Origin of the sequence: Methylocystis parvus OBBP, from assembly GCF_027571405.1 — a bacterium.
In the GTDB taxonomy this organism is placed as follows: Bacteria; Pseudomonadota; Alphaproteobacteria; order Rhizobiales; family Beijerinckiaceae; genus Methylocystis; species Methylocystis parva.
In genome coordinates, this window is sequence record NZ_CP092968.1 from 3,499,105 (window position 1) to 3,516,002 (window position 16,898).

Annotated in this window: 11 protein-coding genes and 1 tRNA gene; 3 read left to right on the forward strand and 9 right to left on the reverse strand. The window is 64.6% G+C overall.

What is annotated here, in order from left to right:
* Positions 1 to 113: 113 nt before the first annotated feature.
* Positions 114 to 3,155: an Rne/Rng family ribonuclease gene (locus tag MMG94_RS16965; protein ID WP_270109943.1), complete on the forward strand. Its 3,042-nt coding sequence runs from the start codon at positions 114 to 116 to the stop codon at positions 3,153 to 3,155.
* On the opposite strand, the gene MMG94_RS16970 is transcribed toward MMG94_RS16965, so the two are convergent.
* Positions 3,086 to 4,267 carry a pyridoxal phosphate-dependent aminotransferase gene (locus tag MMG94_RS16970; RefSeq protein ID WP_040579197.1) on the reverse strand — a complete coding sequence of 394 codons (1,182 nt, stop codon included), beginning with the start codon at positions 4,265 to 4,267 and terminating at the stop codon, positions 3,086 to 3,088. The genes MMG94_RS16965 and MMG94_RS16970 overlap by 70 nt on opposite strands.
* A gap of 116 nt (positions 4,268 to 4,383) precedes the next feature.
* On the opposite strand from MMG94_RS16970, the gene MMG94_RS16975 reads away from it, so the two are divergent.
* Positions 4,384 to 5,682, forward strand: coding sequence for an MgtC/SapB family protein (locus MMG94_RS16975; RefSeq protein ID WP_016919808.1), 1,299 nt, complete (start codon positions 4,384 to 4,386; stop codon positions 5,680 to 5,682).
* An 84-nt stretch (positions 5,683 to 5,766) separates the two neighbouring features.
* Here MMG94_RS16975 and trxA read toward each other — a convergent pair whose 3' ends face one another.
* The 8 genes from trxA to MMG94_RS17015 form a co-directional block, all read right to left on the reverse strand.
* Positions 5,767 to 6,087: a thioredoxin gene (trxA, locus tag MMG94_RS16980; RefSeq protein WP_016919809.1), complete on the reverse strand. Its 321-nt coding sequence runs from the start codon at positions 6,085 to 6,087 to the stop codon at positions 5,767 to 5,769.
* A 556-nt stretch (positions 6,088 to 6,643) separates the two neighbouring features.
* A complete protein-coding gene (locus tag MMG94_RS16985; RefSeq protein WP_016919810.1) occupies positions 6,644 to 8,179 on the reverse strand; it encodes an acyl-CoA carboxylase subunit beta in 1,536 nt (511 codons plus the stop codon).
* Between the two features lie 69 nt (positions 8,180 to 8,248).
* Positions 8,249 to 8,929: a COG3904 family protein gene (locus MMG94_RS16990; RefSeq protein WP_016919811.1), complete on the reverse strand. Its 681-nt coding sequence runs from the start codon at positions 8,927 to 8,929 to the stop codon at positions 8,249 to 8,251.
* Positions 8,930 to 9,019: 90 nt separating this feature from the next.
* Positions 9,020 to 9,095, reverse strand: a tRNA-Val gene (locus MMG94_RS16995).
* A 148-nt stretch (positions 9,096 to 9,243) separates the two neighbouring features.
* Complete coding sequence (locus MMG94_RS17000) at positions 9,244 to 9,525, reverse strand: HU family DNA-binding protein (protein ID WP_016919812.1); 282 nt, start codon at positions 9,523 to 9,525, stop codon at positions 9,244 to 9,246.
* 291 nt (positions 9,526 to 9,816) lie between these two features.
* Positions 9,817 to 12,243: an endopeptidase La gene (gene lon, locus MMG94_RS17005; protein WP_016919813.1), complete on the reverse strand. Its 2,427-nt coding sequence runs from the start codon at positions 12,241 to 12,243 to the stop codon at positions 9,817 to 9,819.
* Positions 12,244 to 12,532: 289 nt separating this feature from the next.
* Positions 12,533 to 13,798 carry an ATP-dependent Clp protease ATP-binding subunit ClpX gene (gene clpX / locus MMG94_RS17010; protein WP_026016222.1) on the reverse strand — a complete coding sequence of 422 codons (1,266 nt, stop codon included), beginning with the start codon at positions 13,796 to 13,798 and terminating at the stop codon, positions 12,533 to 12,535.
* A 303-nt stretch (positions 13,799 to 14,101) separates the two neighbouring features.
* Positions 14,102 to 15,319, reverse strand: a complete 1,218-nt coding sequence (locus tag MMG94_RS17015) for a 6-phosphofructokinase (protein WP_016919815.1) — start codon at positions 15,317 to 15,319, stop codon at positions 14,102 to 14,104.
* Positions 15,320 to 15,553: 234 nt separating this feature from the next.
* Here MMG94_RS17015 and MMG94_RS17020 point away from each other — a divergent pair, with 234 nt between their 5' ends.
* Positions 15,554 to 16,807 (forward strand): methyltransferase domain-containing protein, encoded by a 1,254-nt coding sequence (locus tag MMG94_RS17020; RefSeq protein ID WP_016919816.1) that lies wholly within the window; start codon positions 15,554 to 15,556, stop codon positions 16,805 to 16,807.
* Positions 16,808 to 16,898: the final 91 nt, after the last annotated feature.

Below are 16,898 nucleotides of genomic sequence, written 5' to 3' on the forward strand. Positions count from 1 at the left end.
GACAAGATGCGTTCGCGCCTTCGCGCGGCGCCGAAAAGCGGTCGCCCCGTCCCTGACCGGACGGCGGCGCGCCCCGCCGGCCGCCGCGCGCGCAACGCCGCAAAGAGTTCCCCATGGCCAACAAAATGCTGATCGACGCCTCCCACCCGGAGGAAACCCGGGTGGTGGTGCTGCGCGGTAACCGCGTTCAGGAATTCGACTTCGAGGCTGCCGACAAGAAACCGCTCCGCGGCAATATCTATCTCGCCAAGGTCACGCGCGTGGAGCCGTCGCTCCAGGCCGCCTTCGTCGATTACGGCGGCAACCGTCACGGCTTCCTCGCCTTCGCTGAAATTCACCCCGACTACTATCAAATCCCTGTCGCCGACCGTCAGGCGCTGCTCGAGGAAGAGAGCCGCGCCCATCGCGAGCACGAAGAGGAAGAGCATCGCCCGCATGGCGGCGGCGGTCGCCGCCGCTCGCGCCGCCGGCAGCATGAGGGCGCCGAGAAGCGCGCCGCCGCCGACGAGGCGCTGATCAGCGAGCCCGTCGACGTCGAGGCTCTCATCGAGGCGGCCCAGGACCACGAGGGCGAGAGCGCGTCCGCCGAGGCCGGCGAGGGCGAGACGGTCGCCGCTGGCGAGGCCGTCGCCGAAAGCCCGGTCGCGGAAGCCGCGCCCGAAGAGCCCGTCGAGGACGCCGCCCCGACCGACGTCGAGGTGGAGGCCGAGGCGGTCGCGGCGGCGGAAGTCGCCGAGCCTGCGGCTCTCGAGGAGACGCATCACACCATCTCCGTCGATCCGGCGGGCTTCGGTTCGGTCGAAGAAGGTTCGCCCGAGGAATTTGGCGACGAGGCGTCGGCCCCCGACCATGAGATGAAGGCTCGCCGGCAGGACGAGCGCGACGAAGAGCGCGAGCGCGAGGAGGCCGGCGCGCATGAGGAGGACGGCGATGACGACGCCGACGACGCCGTCGAGGCCCGCGCGCCGTCGCGCGAGTCGCAAGACGACGATCATGACGACGAGGAGCATGACGAGGAAGAGCATGTCGAGCACATTGGCGGCGACGCCATGGATGAGGCTCCTTTCCGCGTCGTGCGCCCGCGCCGCCAGTACAAAATCCAGGAAGTCATCAAGCGGCGCCGGGTGCTGCTCGTCCAGGTCGTGAAGGAAGAGCGCGGCAATAAGGGCGCCGCGCTCACGACCTATCTCTCGCTGGCCGGCCGCTATTCGGTGCTGATGCCGAACACGGCCCGCGGCGGCGGCATTTCGCGCAAGATCACCGACGGCGCCGACCGCAAGCGCCTCAAGGAAATCGTCCACGACCTCGAAGTTCCGGAAGGGATGGGCGTCATCCTGCGCACGGCCGGCGCGACGCGCACCAAGGCCGAGGTCAAGCGCGACTTCGAATATCTGCTCAGGCTGTGGGAGAGCGTGCGCGAATTGACGTTGCGCTCTTCGGCGCCGACGCTCGTCTATGAAGAAGGCTCGCTGATCAAGCGCGCCATCCGCGATCTCTATGGCCGCGACGTCGAAGAGATCGTCGTCTCCGGCGACGACGCCTATCGCGAGGCCAAGGACTTCATGCGCATGCTCATGCCGAGCCATGCAAAGAACGTGAAGCAGCATCGCGAGCCCGTGCCGATCTTCGCCGAGGCGGGCGTCGAGGCGCAGCTCGACGCCATGTTCTCGAATCACGTCACGCTGAAATCCGGCGGCTATCTGGTCATCAACCAGACCGAGGCGCTGGTCGCGATCGACGTGAACTCGGGCCGTTCGACCCGCGAGCACAATATCGAAGACACGGCGCTGCGCACCAATCTCGAGGCGGCGGACGAAGTCGCCCGTCAACTGCGCCTGCGCGATCTCGCCGGCCTCATCGTCGTCGATTTCATCGACATGGAGGAGGGCCGCAACAATCGCGCGGTTGAGCGCCGGCTCAAGGATGCGCTGAAGAACGACCGCGCCCGCATCCAGGTCGGCCGCATTTCTCATTTCGGCCTTTTGGAGATGTCGCGTCAGCGCATCCGCGCCGGCGTCGTCGAAGGCTCGACCGTGCAGTGTCCGCACTGCATGGGCGCGGGCCATGTCCGCTCCACCGCCTCGATCGCGCTGCATGTGCTGCGCGTGCTGGAGGAGGCGCTGCTCAAGAGCGCCGCGCATGACGTGACGCTGCGAACCCGCGCGGTCGTCGCCCTCTACATCCTCAATCAGAAGCGCGCGCATCTGCAGGCGCTGGAAAATCGTTTCGGCGTCCACATCACGGTCGCCGCCGACGATACGCTGACGGGCGCCAATTATCACGCGCTGGAGCGCGGCGAGCCGGCGTCAGGCCCGCGGATTCCGACGGCGCCCGCGCCGCTGCGCGTCGACTCGATCCAGGCCGAACCGATCGAGGACGAGATTCTCGAAGACGAGGCGCCGATCGACGAAGAGGCGGCCGATGGCGGCGACGAGGAAGCGAGCGCTGGCGGTCGTCGCGAGGGCAGGGAGCCGCGCCGCTTCAACGGCGAAGAGGGCGAAGAAGGCGCGGCGCGGTCGCGTCGCCGTCGCCGGCGTCGGGGACGCGGCGGACAGAACGGCAATGGCGAACTGATGGCGCCGGAGGCCGAGCAGCCCTCCGATGAAGGCCTCGCCTTCATGGCGGCGATCGAGGGTCAGCCCGCGCCGCGCGAAAACCGCGAACCTCGCAGGGGACGCGGCCCGGGTCGTTGGCGCCGCTCCGCGCCGTTGCCCGAGGAGTTCCGCGACCCGTCCGAACTGTTCCCGCTGGATGAGGGCGCGCAGGCGCTCGAAGGCGAGGTCTCGCCGCGCGAGGCGCATATGCCGGATTTCGCGCCGGAAGCCGAGCCCGCATCCGACGCGTCCGTCGTAAGCGAGAGCGGCGCGCCGCAGATCGAAGCGACCGAGGCGCCGACGTCCGAAGCGGTTCCGGTCGTCGCCGCCGCGCCGGAGGAAGCGCCGAAGGTCGAAGCCGCCGAGGCGACGCCTCGGCAGGCACCGACTCCGGAGGCTTCCGAGGCGGCCGCCGCTCCGCGGAATCGCCCCGAGTCAGCCCAAGATTTCCCGGCCGGGCTTCGGCCCGCCGGGAATGACGCGGAATATCTTCAGCGACGACCGAGCCACGCCGCCAGGCGCGCGACCCCTTCCGCGACATCCGCTTCCGGGCCTGCATAGGAGAGGCGGATTGTCGTCGCGCCGCGTCCTGGATCGAAATCAAGACCGGGCGTCGCCGCCACCCCGGCCTCGTGTAAAAGGCGTTTGCAAAAATCCATGGAATCGGCCGTGACGTCGGCGATGTCGAGGTAGAAATAGAAAGCGCCGTCGGGCGGCGCGAATTCGCCGAGGCCCATGCCCGGCAGGCGTTCGAGCAGAAGCGCGCGGTTGCGCGCATAAGCGGCGCGGTTCTCTTCGAGTTCGTCCGTCGCGTCGAAGGCCGCGAGCGCCGCGCATTGCGAGATTGTCGGGGCGCAGATCGCCAGCGACTGCTGCAGGCGTTCGAGCGGCCGCATGAGCGCGTCCGGCGCGACGAGCCAGCCGAGCCGCCAGCCCGTCATCGCGTAATATTTCGAGAAGGAATTCACGACGATCGCATTTTGCGTGAAGCGCAGCGCCGTCTCGGCGGGCGCGGCGTATTCGAGCCCGTGATAGATTTCGTCGGAAACGAAGACCACCTCCGCCTCGTCGCAAAAGGCGCAGATGCGCGACAGTTCCTCAGATTGGATCAGGGCGCCAGTCGGATTGGCCGGACTCATGAAAAGCGCGCCGTCCAGCTTCTTTACGCGATGCGCCTTTTCGAGCATGGCGGCGGTGGGCGCGAAGCGAGTCTCCTGGCCGAGATGGAGCGGGACCGCTTCGAGCCCCAGCGACGAGAGTATATTGGTGTAGGCGGGATAGCCGGGCGCCGTCACGGCGATGCGGGCGCCGGGATCGAAGGCGGCAAGCAAAGCGAGCATGAAGCCGCCCGAGGAGCCCGTCGTGACGATGATGCGTTCGGCGGGAATGTCGACGCGGTAGCGCGCGCCGTAATGCGCGGCGATACGCGCGCGCAGGGCGGCGTCGCCGAGCGCTTCGCCATAGCCGAACCGCCCGTCCCGCAGCGCGGCTTCGGCCGCCTCGCGCACCCGCCTCGGCGTCGGCGCCCCCGGCTCGCCGAGCTCCATATGGACGATATGCCGCCCTTCGCGCTCCAGCGCCCTGGCGTCGCGCAACGCGTCCATCGCCATGAAGGGGGCGACCCGGGACCGGCGGGAAGGGTTGAGGCGCGACATTGGAACATCCGGTTGCATGCGCGCCGGTCTGGTAAGATTTCGGCGCTTATGCTGGCCTCTGTAATGCAGCCGGCGCGCTCGCGCGACTCTCCCGGCGCCGAGAAAGCCGGGAACCGAGAAAGCATTATCTTCATATGTATGAAATGAGCACCGCCGAACTGATCCAGCGACTGTCCGTCGCCTTGGCCATCGGGCTGCTCATCGGGCTGGAGCGCGGTTGGCGCTCGCGCGAGGAGCAGGAGGGCGAACGCGCCGCCGGCCTGCGCACCCATGGACTCGCCGCCCTGCTCGGGGGCGTCTGGGGCGCGGTCGCCATGCAGTTCGCGCATGACGGCGGCGCCATCGCGCTCGGGCTGGCTTTCGCGCTGTTCGGCGCGGTGATGGCGTTCTTTCGTTATCGGGAGATCGTTCACAACCAGTCCTTCGGCGCGACGACGCTGGTCGGCGTGCTGCTCGCTTTCGCGCTCGGCGCGTTCGCGGTCGTCGGCGATCGCGTCGCCGCCGCCGCCGCGGCCGTCGCGGCGACGGCGCTTCTGGCGCTCAAAGCCCTGCTGCATGGCTGGGTTCAACGGCTGACATGGGTCGAGCTGCGCTCGGCTCTCGTCTTGCTCGCGATGAGTTTCATCCTGCTGCCGGTGCTGCCAAATCAGCCCATCGACCGATGGGGCGCGATCAATCCTCACGAGCTCTGGCTGATGACGGTTCTGATCGGCGTCGTCTCATTCGCCGGTTATGTCGCCGTTCGTCTTGTCGGTTATCGGCGCGGCGTCGCGGTTGCGGGCATGGCGGGCGGGCTGGCGTCCTCCACTGTGGCGACGGCGGCGATGTCGCGCCTTGCGGCCGACCAGCAGGAACAAGCCGACGCGCTCGCGGCCGGCGCGATATTCGCCAACACGGTGATGGCGCCGCGCGTGCTGGCGATCCTCGGCTTGGTCAATCCGGAATTCGCTCTACGCCTCGTCGCGCCGCTTCTCGCCGTGGGGTTGGTCTATCTGGCGGTCGGCGTATTTTTCATGTGGCGAAGCGCGGAGAGAGCGACTGGCGACGGTTCTCCGCTCACCGTCAGCAATCCGCTCGATCTGCCGGCCGTGCTCAAATTCGGCGCGCTGCTCTCCGCGGTGATGATCCTTGCGAAGATCGTCACGAAATTCGCGGGCAGCGCGGGCGCCTATGCGCTCGCCCTTCTCTCCGGGATCGCGGACGTCGACGCCATTTCGCTGGCGATGGCGAGTCAAGGGGTGACGACGATCGGCGCGGGGGCGGCGGCTTTGTCGGTGCTGCTTGCGATCCTCGCCAACACGATCGTCAAATCGGGGATCGCCTGGGCGATTGGCGGCTGGGGAATCGGATGGCGTTTTTCACTCGCATCCGCCCTGTCGCTTGCGGCGGGGCTCGCCGCCCTGGTCTTCATTCCCGTCCCGCCGGGCGTATAACTTGCCGAGCGTATAAACAAATAAAGTCGGGCGCATCGGCCGCGCGGCGGTCGTAAGCCGGACCGCGCGGCGGATGCCGGCGCGTTAGACCGCGGCGGAAATCCAGCGGGAGAGTTCGCCCTTCGGCGCCGCGCCGACCTTCTGCGCGGCGGCCTTGCCGTCCTTGAAGATAATCAGGGTCGGGATCGAGCGGATGCCGAGTTTCGAAGCCACGGCCGGATTCTCGTCGATATTGAGCTTCACGACCTTGATCTTGCCCTTCATCTCCGCCGCGATTTCCTCCAGCGCGGGAGCGATCATCCGGCAGGGGCCGCACCATTCCGCCCAGAAGTCGACGACGACGGGCTCGGCGGATTTCAGCACTTCCTGCTCGAAAGTGGCGTCGGTAATTTTCTGCGTCGTCATTGAGGAGGGTCTTTCTTCAGGGGAATAACGAATTCGGACGGAACGTAGGAACGGGCCCCGCGCGCGTCAAGCAGCGTTCGTTCCAGCATCGGCTCGGCGGTGGGCTGATCGGGCTAGAGAGAATCTCTATAATGCCCCCTTAAACACAAAGAGCGGGGACGGCCGGGCCGCTCCCCACTCTTTGGCACCCTGTCCTTTAACCGGATTGAACGCCTGGTCCCGAAGTCTTTTCCGCTCCGATAACCGCTCGCATCAGCTCGTTCATCGAGCACCTTCGCGAGCCGCGTTCCCTCCGGCGTCCTCCCCGACTTGGACCGTTGCTGGGAATTGAAAGGCTAAACGCTTTAAACGCTTAGGCTTACCCAACCAACTTGGCGAGGGGACATTATGCCAAAATAAAAGGGCTGTCACTCGAAATTGTGCACTCTGTCGAAAATTCGAGTTGGGCGCCGTGCATTTAAGCAATACTTACAGCCAAGCCGTTTCAAATCGATACGAAAGAGAAAGGCGCGGCTCTACGCCGCGCCTCCTCAAAGTTGTATTTGGGATCGCCCACTTACAATGGGATGTTGTCGTGCTTTTTCCAGGGGTTCTCCAGCTCCTTGTGACGGAGCAGGGCCAGCGCGCGCGCGATTCGCTTGCGCGTCGAATGCGGCATGATGACTTCGTCTATATAACCGCGTTCGGCCGCGACGAAGGGCGAGAGGAATCGATCCTCATATTCCTTGGTGCGCTGCGCGATCTTCTCCGGGTCGCCGAGATCAGCGCGGAAGATGATCTCGACGGCGCCTTTGGCGCCCATCACGGCGATCTGCGCCGAGGGCCAGGCGTAATTCACGTCGCCGCGCAGATGCTTCGACGACATGACGTCATAGGCGCCGCCAAACGCCTTGCGGGTGATGAGCGTGACTTTCGGAACGGTCGCCTCGGCATAGGCGAAGAGCAGTTTCGCGCCATGCTTGATGAGGCCGCCATATTCCTGCGCCGTGCCGGGCAGGAAGCCGGGAACGTCGACAAAGGTGACGATCGGAATGTTGAAGCAGTCGCAGAATCGCACGAAGCGCGCGGCCTTCTTGGAGGCGTCGATGTCGAGCACGCCGGCGAGCACCATCGGCTGATTGGCGACGATGCCGACCGTGCGGCCTTCGACGCGGCCGAAGCCGACGACGATATTCTTGGCGTGCGCCTCCTGAATCTCGAAGAAGTCGCCTTCGTCGACGACCTTCGTGATCAGTTCCTTGATGTCGTAAGGCTTGTTCGGATTGTCGGGAATGAGCGTGTCGAGCGACATGTCGAACCGGTCGACGTCGTCGAAGCTCGGCCATTCCGGCGGCTCTTCCGTATTATTCGCCGGCAGGAAGTCGATCAGCCGGCGCATCTGCAGGAGCGCCTCGACGTCATTGTCGTAGCCGCGGTCGGCGATGGAGCTCTTGGTCGTGTGCACCGAGGCGCCGCCGAGTTCTTCGGCCGTCACCGTTTCGTTCGTCACGGTCTTCACGACGTCGGGACCCGTCACGAACATATAGGACGTGTCGCGCACCATGAAGATGAAGTCGGTCATCGAGGGCGAATAGACGTCGCCGCCCGCGCAGGGACCCATGATCACGGAAATCTGCGGGATGACGCCCGAGGCCAGCACATTGCGCTGGAAGACCTCGCCATAGCCGCCGAGCGCCGCCACGCCCTCCTGGATGCGCGCGCCGCCGGCGTCGAAAATGCCGACGATGGGCGCGCGATTCTTGAGCGCCATGTCCTGCAGCTTGATGATCTTCTGGGCGTGCGTCTCGGACAGGGAGCCGCCAAAGACGGTGAAGTCCTTGGCGAAGACGAAGACGGCGCGGCCATTGACCGTGCCCCAACCCGTGACGACGCCGTCGCCCGAGGTCTTCTCGCCCTGATCCATGCCGAAATCCGTGCAGCGATGCGTCACGAACATGTCGAATTCTTCGAACGAGCCCTGATCGAGCAAAAGTTCGATGCGCTCGCGCGCGGTCAGCTTGCCGCGCGCATGCTGCGCCTCGATGCGCTTTGCGCCGCCGCCCAAACGCGCCGAAGCCCGGCGCTGCGCGAGCCCGTCGAGAATATGTTTCATGTCCAGCCCTGCTTGTTGTCTTCGTGATGTTCTTCTAGCGAGTCATGCGCAAGTCGAGTCATGCGCAAGTCAAAGCTTGCGCGATCCCAGCCGCCAGCGCGCAATGTCCGATCCCGTCAGCATGTAGAGCTGATCGGGCGAGGTGCGCTCGGCGAGGTGAACGAGGTCGGGGCTGACGCCCATACCGCTGGCGTAGCGCGCGAGCATGGCGCGCATGCCGCCATCGTCGTAATTGCGCTCGCGGACGATGCCCTCGGAGAAGTCGAAACTCGTCGAATAATTGAACATGCGGTGGATGCCGACGCGGCTCTGCGGCGGGATCACCCGCCTCTTGCCCCCCATCAGCGCATAGACGCAGGCCGAATAGCAGCGGCCGGAAACGAGCGACATGGCTTGCGACGAGGGTTCGGCCGCGGGGCGCGCGACGATCACCGCCATGCCCAGCCGGCGCAACGCCTGACCGAACTCCATGGAGGCGACGACCTTGCCGCCCGGGGAATCCAGCAGAACGATGCCGTGAAGATTGCCGCCGCCGACGCTCTCGCGCACGAAGTTTAGAAAAGCGTCGGGGGTGCCCTCGCCGATTTCGCCCTGTGCGGCGATCACCTGGGGACAGCGGGCGCCGCAGCGGCCAGCGTCGAGGCCGACGACCCGGAAGCTCATTTCCTCGGCCTGCGCCCCGCCGCCGGCGAGAAGGGCCTGTACGGCGAGGCCAAGCGCGCCGAGAGCCAGGGTCCTGAATATCTGCATGGGCGCCCGCACCTCGTGAATCTCCGACCGACCCAGCCTAATTCCCAAAACGCGAGCGGCAAAGGACTTTCACCTGCGCCGCGAAAACGCTGGTGGGCGGTGAGAGGATCGAACTCCCGACATTCTCGGTGTAAACGAGATGCTCTACCAGCTGAGCTAACCGCCCACGCCGCCTATCGACGAGAGGCGGCGCGCACGGTTTTAGAGAGGCCGCGCACGGGAGGCAAGCGGCCCTCGGAGAAAACCGGCGCGTCCAAACGGAACGGCCGCCGACAGCCGCCGACGGCCGTGCCCGAGCCCGAGATTTCCGTCTTTTACTTCGTCTTGTTGAGCGCGGTTTTCAGCGTCTGGCCGGGTTTGAAACGGGCGCTCTTGGAGGCCGGAATCTTGATCTCTTCGCCCGTCGCGGGGTTGCGGCCCTTGCCGGCGGCGCGCTTCTTGACGGAGAAAGTGCCGAAGCCCACGAGGCGCACTTCGTCGCCCTTCTTCAACGCCGTCGTGATGCCGTCGATAACGGCGTCGATCGCAGCAGCCGCGGCGGCCTTCGAGCATTCCGTCTCGTTGGCGACGTGCTCGACCAGTTCCAATTTGTTCATGGTCTTTTCCTTTTTCTAGCGCGCTGCGAGGCCGGCGACGCCCGCGCGGAGACGCGGCGGTTCGAATCGTCGGCGCGTAGCGAGGGCGAGTGTTGGGTCCGAATCGTTGGAAAGGCAAGGGATTGCGGCCGACGGACTCCGGAAAATGCCGGAAAACCGGGGGAATCAGCCGCTGCATTGCGAAAAACCGCAGAAATTATGGCGTTTTTGGGCAGCGCGGCGGTCGCGGCTCCCATGAAAAAAGCCCCGTCCTCAGGACGGGGCTTCATTCGCTGCGTCATGCGACGCGGCTCAGTGCGCGCGCACCCCGGCGTCGTCCTCGGCGAGCGCCGCCGAGCGTGTCGAAAGCGCCGACGTATCCTCTTCCCAGACGATTGGCGTCGGCTGCGAGACGAGGGCGTGTTGCAACACTTCCTCCATGCGGGCGACGGGCACGATTTCGAGCTCGTTCTTCACCGCGTCCGGAATTTCCGCCAGATCCTTGGCGTTCTCCTCGGGGATCAGCACCTTCTTGATGCCGCCGCGCAGCGCCGCGAGCAGCTTCTCCTTCAGGCCGCCGATCGGCAGCACGCGGCCGCGCAGCGTGATCTCGCCCGTCATGGCGATGTCGCGGCGCACCGGGATGCCGGTGACGATCGAGACGATGGCCGTCGCCATCGCGACGCCGGCCGAGGGGCCGTCCTTGGGCGTCGCGCCTTCCGGCACATGCACATGGATGTCGCGACGGTCGAACATTGGCGGCTCGACGCCGAAGTCAACCGCGCGCGAGCGGACGTAAGACGCCGCCGCGGAGATCGACTCCTTCATCACGTCGCGCAGATTGCCCGTGACGGTCATCTTGCCCTTGCCGGGCATCATCACGCCTTCGATCGTCAGCAGCTCGCCGCCGACTTCGGTCCAGGCGAGGCCCGTGACGACGCCGACCTGATCCTCAAGCTCGGCCTGGCCGTAACGGAACTTCGGCACGCCCAGATAGTCGGAAATGTTCTCCGCCGTGACGACGATCTGCTTCGTCTTCTTGAGCAGAATCTCCTTCACCGCCTTGCGGGCGAGATTGGAGACTTCGCGCTCCAGATTGCGCACGCCCGCTTCGCGCGTGTAGCGGCGGATGAGCTCCATCAGACCGTCTTCCGTGACCATCCACTCCTCCGGCGCGAGGCCGTGTTTGTGGACGGCGCTGGGGATCAGATGCTTGCGCGCGATCTCCAGCTTCTCGGCTTCGGTGTAGCCGGCGATGCGGATGATCTCCATGCGGTCCATCAGCGGCGCAGGGATGTTCAGCGTATTCGCCGTCGTCACGAACATCACATTGGAGAGGTCGTAATCGACCTCGAGGTAATGGTCGTTGAAGGTCTGGTTCTGCTCGGGGTCGAGCACTTCGAGCAGCGCCGAGGACGGATCGCCGCGGAAGTCCATGCCCATCTTGTCGATCTCATCGAGCAGGAAGAGCGGGTTGGACGTCTTGGCCTTGCGCATCGACTGGATGATCTTGCCGGGCATCGAGCCGATATAGGTCCGGCGATGGCCGCGGATCTCCGCCTCGTCACGCACACCGCCCAGCGACATGCGCACGAATTCGCGCCCCGTCGCTTTCGCGATCGACTTGCCGAGCGAGGTCTTGCCGACGCCGGGCGGGCCGACGAGGCAGAGAATCGGGCCGGTCAACTTGTTGGCGCGGCTCTGCACGGCGAGATATTCGAGGATGCGCTCCTTGACCTTTTCGAGGCCGAAATGCTCGGCGTCGAGCACGTCCTGCGCCGCCTGGAGGTCGCGCTTGACCTTGGAGCGCTTGCCCCACGGGATCGAGAGAATCCAGTCGAGATAATTGCGCACCACGGTGGCTTCCGCCGACATGGGCGACATCTGGCGCAGCTTCTTGAGTTCGGCGGTCGCCTTGTCGCGCGCCTCCTTCGAGAGCTTGGTGCTCTTGATGCGCTCCTCGAGCTCGGCGAGATCGTCCTTGCCGTCCTCGTCGCCCAGCTCCTTCTGGATCGCCTTCATCTGCTCGTTGAGATAGTACTCGCGCTGGGTCTTCTCCATCTGGCGCTTGACGCGCGTGCGGATGCGCTTCTCGACCTGAAGGACCGAGATTTCGCTCTCCATCAGCGAGAGGCACTTCTCCAGGCGCTTCGAGACGTTGAGCGTCTCCAGCACATCCTGCTTGTCGGAAATTTTAACCGAAAGATGCGAGGCGACGGTGTCGGCGAGCTTGGAGAAATCCTCGATCTGCGTCACCGCGCCGACGATCTCGGACGAGACGCGCTTGTTGAGCTTCACATAGCTTTCGAACTCGGAGATCACCGAGCGGCCGAGCGCCTCGACTTCGACCGGATTGCCCGGATCGTCGGCAAGCGCCTCGGCCTCCGCTTCATAGAAGTCGTCGGCGCGCGAATAATCCCGCACGGCGGCGCGCGCGACGCCTTCGACGAGCACCTTGACGGTGCCGTCGGGCAGTTTGAGGAGCTGCAGCACGGAGGCCAGCGTGCCGATCGGATAGATCGCGTCAGTCGCGGGATCGTCGTCGCCCGCGTTTTTCTGAGTCGCAAGCAGGATCAGGCGATCGCTCTTCGTCACTTCCTCGAGCGCGCGGATCGATTTCTCGCGCGCGACGAAAAGCGGCACGATCATATGCGGAAACACGACGATGTCGCGCAACGGAAGGACGGGATAGCTCTCGATGGCCCCCGGCGTTATGGCTTCGCGCTTTTCATTGCTCATCTTCGTGTCCTGCTTTCTTTTTTGCGCATCCCGCCCGGCGGCGACGCGAAAATTGCGAGCGAAGGGAAAACTAGCAAGACTTAGGCCGTAGCAATCGGCCGCTGATCTTCAGCCAGCTTGGCCGCACGACGCTCGCTCTCGCGTCCGTGCGCCACAGGAGCAAATGGCGAAACGCCCAAACTGCCCCGTCAACGCAGGAAATGGGATACTCGGACTGGCGATTCAAGGACGGCGTAAAAGAGCCGGCTCAGCCGGCGTCGCCGTCCTGAAATTTGTGACGGCGCGCGTTTTACGCGCTGGCGCCGCTCTTCTCGCTGCGTTCGGCGTAGATATACAGCGGTCTCGCTTTGCCTTCAACGACTTCCGGACCGATGACCACCTGCTCCACGCCTTCGAGGCCGGGCAGGTCGAACATGGTGTCGAGCAGAATGCCCTCCATGATCGAACGCAGGCCGCGCGCGCCGGTGTGGCGCTCGATCGCCTTGCGGGCGACGGAGGTGAGCGCCTCGTCCTGGAAGGTCAGCTCGACATTCTCCATTTCGAAGAGGCGCTGATACTGCTTGACCAGCGCATTCTTGGGCTCGGTGAGGATCTTCTTCAGCGCTTCCTCGTCGAGGTCTTCGAGCGTCGCGAGAACCGGCAGACGGCCGACGAATTCGGGGATCAGGCCGAATTTCAGCAGGTCCTCGGGCTGCACCTGGCGGAAGATGTCGCCGGTGCGGCGCTCGTCCGGCGCCTGCACATTGGCGGCGAAGCCGATCGAGGTCGAGCGGCCGCGCGCGGAGATGATCTTCTCGAGGCCGGCGAAGGCGCCGCCGCAGATGAAGAGAATATTGGTCGTGTCGACCTGCAGGAATTCCTGCTGCGGATGCTTGCGCCCGCCCTGCGGCGGCACGGAGGCGACGGTGCCTTCCATGATCTTGAGCAGCGCCTGCTGGACGCCCTCTCCCGACACGTCGCGCGTGATGGAGGGATTGTCGCTTTTACGCGAGATTTTGTCGATTTCGTCGACATAGACGATGCCGCGCTGCGCGCGCTCGACATTGTAGTCCGAGGCCTGCAGCAGCTTCAGAATGATGTTCTCGACGTCCTCGCCGACATAGCCCGCTTCGGTGAGCGTCGTGGCGTCGGCCATGGTGAAGGGCACGTCGAGAATGCGGGCGAGGGTCTGCGCCAGCATGGTCTTGCCGACGCCCGTCGGACCGATCAGCAAAATGTTGGATTTCGCCAGCTCCACGTCGCCATGCTTGGTGGCGTGGTTAAGGCGCTTGTAGTGATTGTGGACCGCGACGGAAAGAACGCGCTTCGCCTGCGCCTGGCCGATCACATAGTCGTCCAGAACCTTGCAGATCTCGCGGGGCGTCGGAATGCCGTCGCGCTGCTTGACGAGCGAGGACTTGTTCTCCTCGCGGATGATGTCCATGCAGAGTTCGACGCATTCGTCGCAGATGAAGACGGTAGGGCCGGCGATGAGCTTGCGGACTTCATGCTGGCTTTTGCCGCAAAACGAGCAGTAAAGCGTATTCTTGGAATCGCCGCCGCCGACTTTGCTCATGATTTTCTCCTGATGAACCAACTCGCCGCGCGAATCGATCCAAACATATGATTTAACGGCCCCGACCTAACAAAAGGTGGAGAGAACCGGTCGGCTCTCGCCCCCTCGCGAGGGTCAGGCCCATCTGGCGCTTTCCCTGCGCCCTGTCGAACCGCGCGGGCCGGTCGCACCTCCGCGCAGCTCCACTTTATTTTAGACGCGCCGGATTTTGCAACCTTGTCACAAATCGTGTGGTTAGCAAGATCGGCGCCCCAGCTTCCGCCCGGCCGGGGCGCGCCCGGCCGGCGGGGGCTCCTCAGCCGGTCAGGTCAAGATCTTGGGGACCCGGTTGAGCCTGAGCCGGAAGGCGTCCGGCATGCCGCTGCCGAGCAGCGGGCGCAGATAGAGGCGGAAGGCGTCGGTGACGTCCGTGCCGCAGGGGCTGATGAACTCATCCGGCATCACTTTTGTCTTGGCCGCGATTTGTTCAAGGGGCGTGAGGTGGTAGTCGACTGAGTAAAAGCCGGTGCGGTGAATGGTCACCGAGCCGTCCCGATCGCCCCAGATCGCATATTGAACGGCTTTTTCGCCCACTTCGCGGGCCTCGCGCTGGTCGACGTCGGAGACGCAGCCCACAAAGCTCCTCTGAACATAGCCGAAAGTGTCGGCGCGGACGCGCTTGTAGCCGAGCCGCTTCTTGACCAGTTCTGTCAGTTCGTCGGCGAGGCCCCCGCCGCCCAGATGCACATTGCCATGCGCGTCGCGCTCCACCTGCTCGGCGAGCTTCTCGGCGATCGGCACATGATTCTCGTCGCTGACGCCTTCGGACACGGCGACCACGCAGCGGCCATATTTGTCCATGGTCGCCTTCACGTCGGCGAGGAACTTCTCGACGATGAAAGCGCGCTCCGGCACGTAGATGAGATGCGGGCCGTCATCGGGAAACTTCTTGCCCAGCGCCGAGGCGGCGGTGAGGAAGCCGGCGTGCCGCCCCATGACGACCGCGATATAGACGCCGGGCAGCGCCCAATTGTCGAGATTGGCGCCGGCGAAGGCCTGCGCCACCCACCGCGCCGCGGAGGGGAAGCCGGGCGTGTGGTCGTTGACCATCAGGTCGTTGTCGATGGTCTTCGGAATGTGAACGGCGCGCAGCGGATAGCTGGCGTTCCTGGCTTCCTCCGAGACGATGCGGACCGTATCCGACGAATCATTGCCGCCAATATAGAAAAAGCAACCTACGCCATGGGCGCGCAAAACCCTGAAAATCTCCTGGCAATATTTCAGGTCAGGCTTGTCGCGCGTGGATCCCAGCGCCGAGGAAGGCGTATTCGCGACCATTTCCAGATTATGCGTCGTCTCCTGCGTCAGATCGACAAAGTCCTCGTTGACGATGCCGCGCACGCCGTGGAAAGCGCCGTAGACGCGCTCGACTTCGCGGAACTTGCGCGATTCCAGCACGGCTCCGACGAGCGACTGGTTGATGACGGCGGTTGGGCCGCCGCCCTGTGCGACGACGACTTTGGAGAAATCAATGGACGACACGCGAGGCTCCTGTCCAAGTGCTGCTGGCTTCGCATCCCCGGAGCGGGGCGCGAGGGTGGCTTCCCGATGGGGAGGCCGGGCGGGCGGCTTTGGCCCGGCGTGAATTTAGCCGCCATTTCCTCAACAAGAGGAAACGGCTCCGGCCGCGCGCGCAACTCTTATTATCAATAGCCGGAAATTTCTATAAGAGGGGGCGGCGCGGGGCGCGACCGCCCCTTTTACCCGGTAGGGCCGATGGATCGTCAAAAGGAGCTTCTCAAGCATATTGGCAAAGAGGCTCGGGGAATTGAGATTGGACCTTATTTCTCGCCTTTGGCCCCCAAGCGGGAGGGCTATAATTGCCTCTCTCTCGACGTCTTCGACACGGAGACCCTCAAGCGGCGCGCGGCGACGGACCCGAGCCTCCCGCCGGAAAAGGTCGAGCTCATCGAGCCGGTCGATCTTGTCGGGAGCGCGGTGACGATCGACCGGCTATGCCGGGCCAAGGGCTTCGACGGCGACTTCGACTATGTCGTGTCGTCGCATAATTTCGAACATCTGCCCAATCCAATCGCCTTCCTGCAGGCTTGCGGGCGCGTTCTGAGGAGGGGCGGCTATCTGTCCATGGCGCTGCCGGACAAGCGCGCCTGCTTCGATTTCTTTCGTTCTCGCACGAGCCTCTCCGCCTGGATCGAGGCCTTTTTCGACGGGCGCGAACGGCCGACCCATGCGCAGATTTTCGACCAGAACGGACTGATCGCAAGCGCCGAGATGTGCGGCCGGACGGCCATCACCTTTTTTCTCGACGAGGACGTCGACAGAATATCCGTCACGCCCGCCTTGCAGGAGGCCTTCGCAGCCTGGAAGCAGAAGCGCGAGACGCAGGACGCAAGCTATTACGACGTGCATTGCTGGGTCTTCACGCCGAGCAGTTTTCGTCTGCTGCTTTCCGATCTTTATTTCCTCGGACTTTCGCCTTTCGCGGTGGAGGAAGTCAGCGAAACGACGGTCTCGGAATTCTACGCGCATCTGCGGCTTGCCGGCTACAAGACGTTCTCGGGGGAAGAGGCGGAGGCGTATCACGCCGCGCGGGAGCGCATGCTTCGCGACGTCCTTTGCGATGAAGCGCGCGCCGCGGGTCGCGAGATCGCGCTGTTCGAGCATATGCGCGCGCGTTACCGCCGTATTGGATGGAATGCGCCGATCGTCATGGCGCGGGCGCTGAAGATCCTGTTGCGCACTCGAAAGCCGGCTCTGCTTCGGCAATATCTCGCGATCTGCGACTCGGTCTTCTTTGACGCGGACTTCTACAGGCAAAATTACGGCGTTTCGGACGCCGCAACGCATTATTTGCTTGCGGGCGCCAGGCTCGGCTTCGATCCGGGGCCGTTTTTTTCGACCCGCCAATATCTCGAAAGAAATCCCGACGTCGCCGAGCGGGGCGTGAATCCCTTGGCGCATTACGAGCTTTCCGGCAGGCCGGAAGGACGCCAACCTGCGCTGCGCTGACGTCACGAGCGCGGCGCGTCGGGCCGGACGGGCTGCGGTAGCCAGAAAAAAGGACCGCTGAAGCACAGCGGTCCAAGTCGGGGGAGAACGC

Bases quoted from the DNA above. Each gene is read 5' to 3' on its own strand.
- MMG94_RS16965 (WP_270109943.1), top strand. From the start codon at position 114: ATGGCCAACAAAATGCTGATCGACGCCTCCCACCCGGAGGAAACCCGG.
- MMG94_RS16970 (WP_040579197.1), bottom strand. From the start codon at position 4,267: ATGCAACCGGATGTTCCAATGTCGCGCCTCAACCCTTCCCGCCGGTCC.
- MMG94_RS16975 (WP_016919808.1), top strand. From the start codon at position 4,384: ATGTATGAAATGAGCACCGCCGAACTGATCCAGCGACTGTCCGTCGCC.
- trxA (WP_016919809.1), bottom strand. From the start codon at position 6,087: ATGACGACGCAGAAAATTACCGACGCCACTTTCGAGCAGGAAGTGCTG.
- MMG94_RS16985 (WP_016919810.1), bottom strand. From the start codon at position 8,179: ATGAAACATATTCTCGACGGGCTCGCGCAGCGCCGGGCTTCGGCGCGT.
- MMG94_RS16990 (WP_016919811.1), bottom strand. From the start codon at position 8,929: ATGCAGATATTCAGGACCCTGGCTCTCGGCGCGCTTGGCCTCGCCGTA.
- MMG94_RS17000 (WP_016919812.1), bottom strand. From the start codon at position 9,525: ATGAACAAATTGGAACTGGTCGAGCACGTCGCCAACGAGACGGAATGC.
- lon (WP_016919813.1), bottom strand. From the start codon at position 12,243: ATGAGCAATGAAAAGCGCGAAGCCATAACGCCGGGGGCCATCGAGAGC.
- clpX (WP_026016222.1), bottom strand. From the start codon at position 13,798: ATGAGCAAAGTCGGCGGCGGCGATTCCAAGAATACGCTTTACTGCTCG.
- MMG94_RS17020 (WP_016919816.1), top strand. From the start codon at position 15,554: ATGGATCGTCAAAAGGAGCTTCTCAAGCATATTGGCAAAGAGGCTCGG.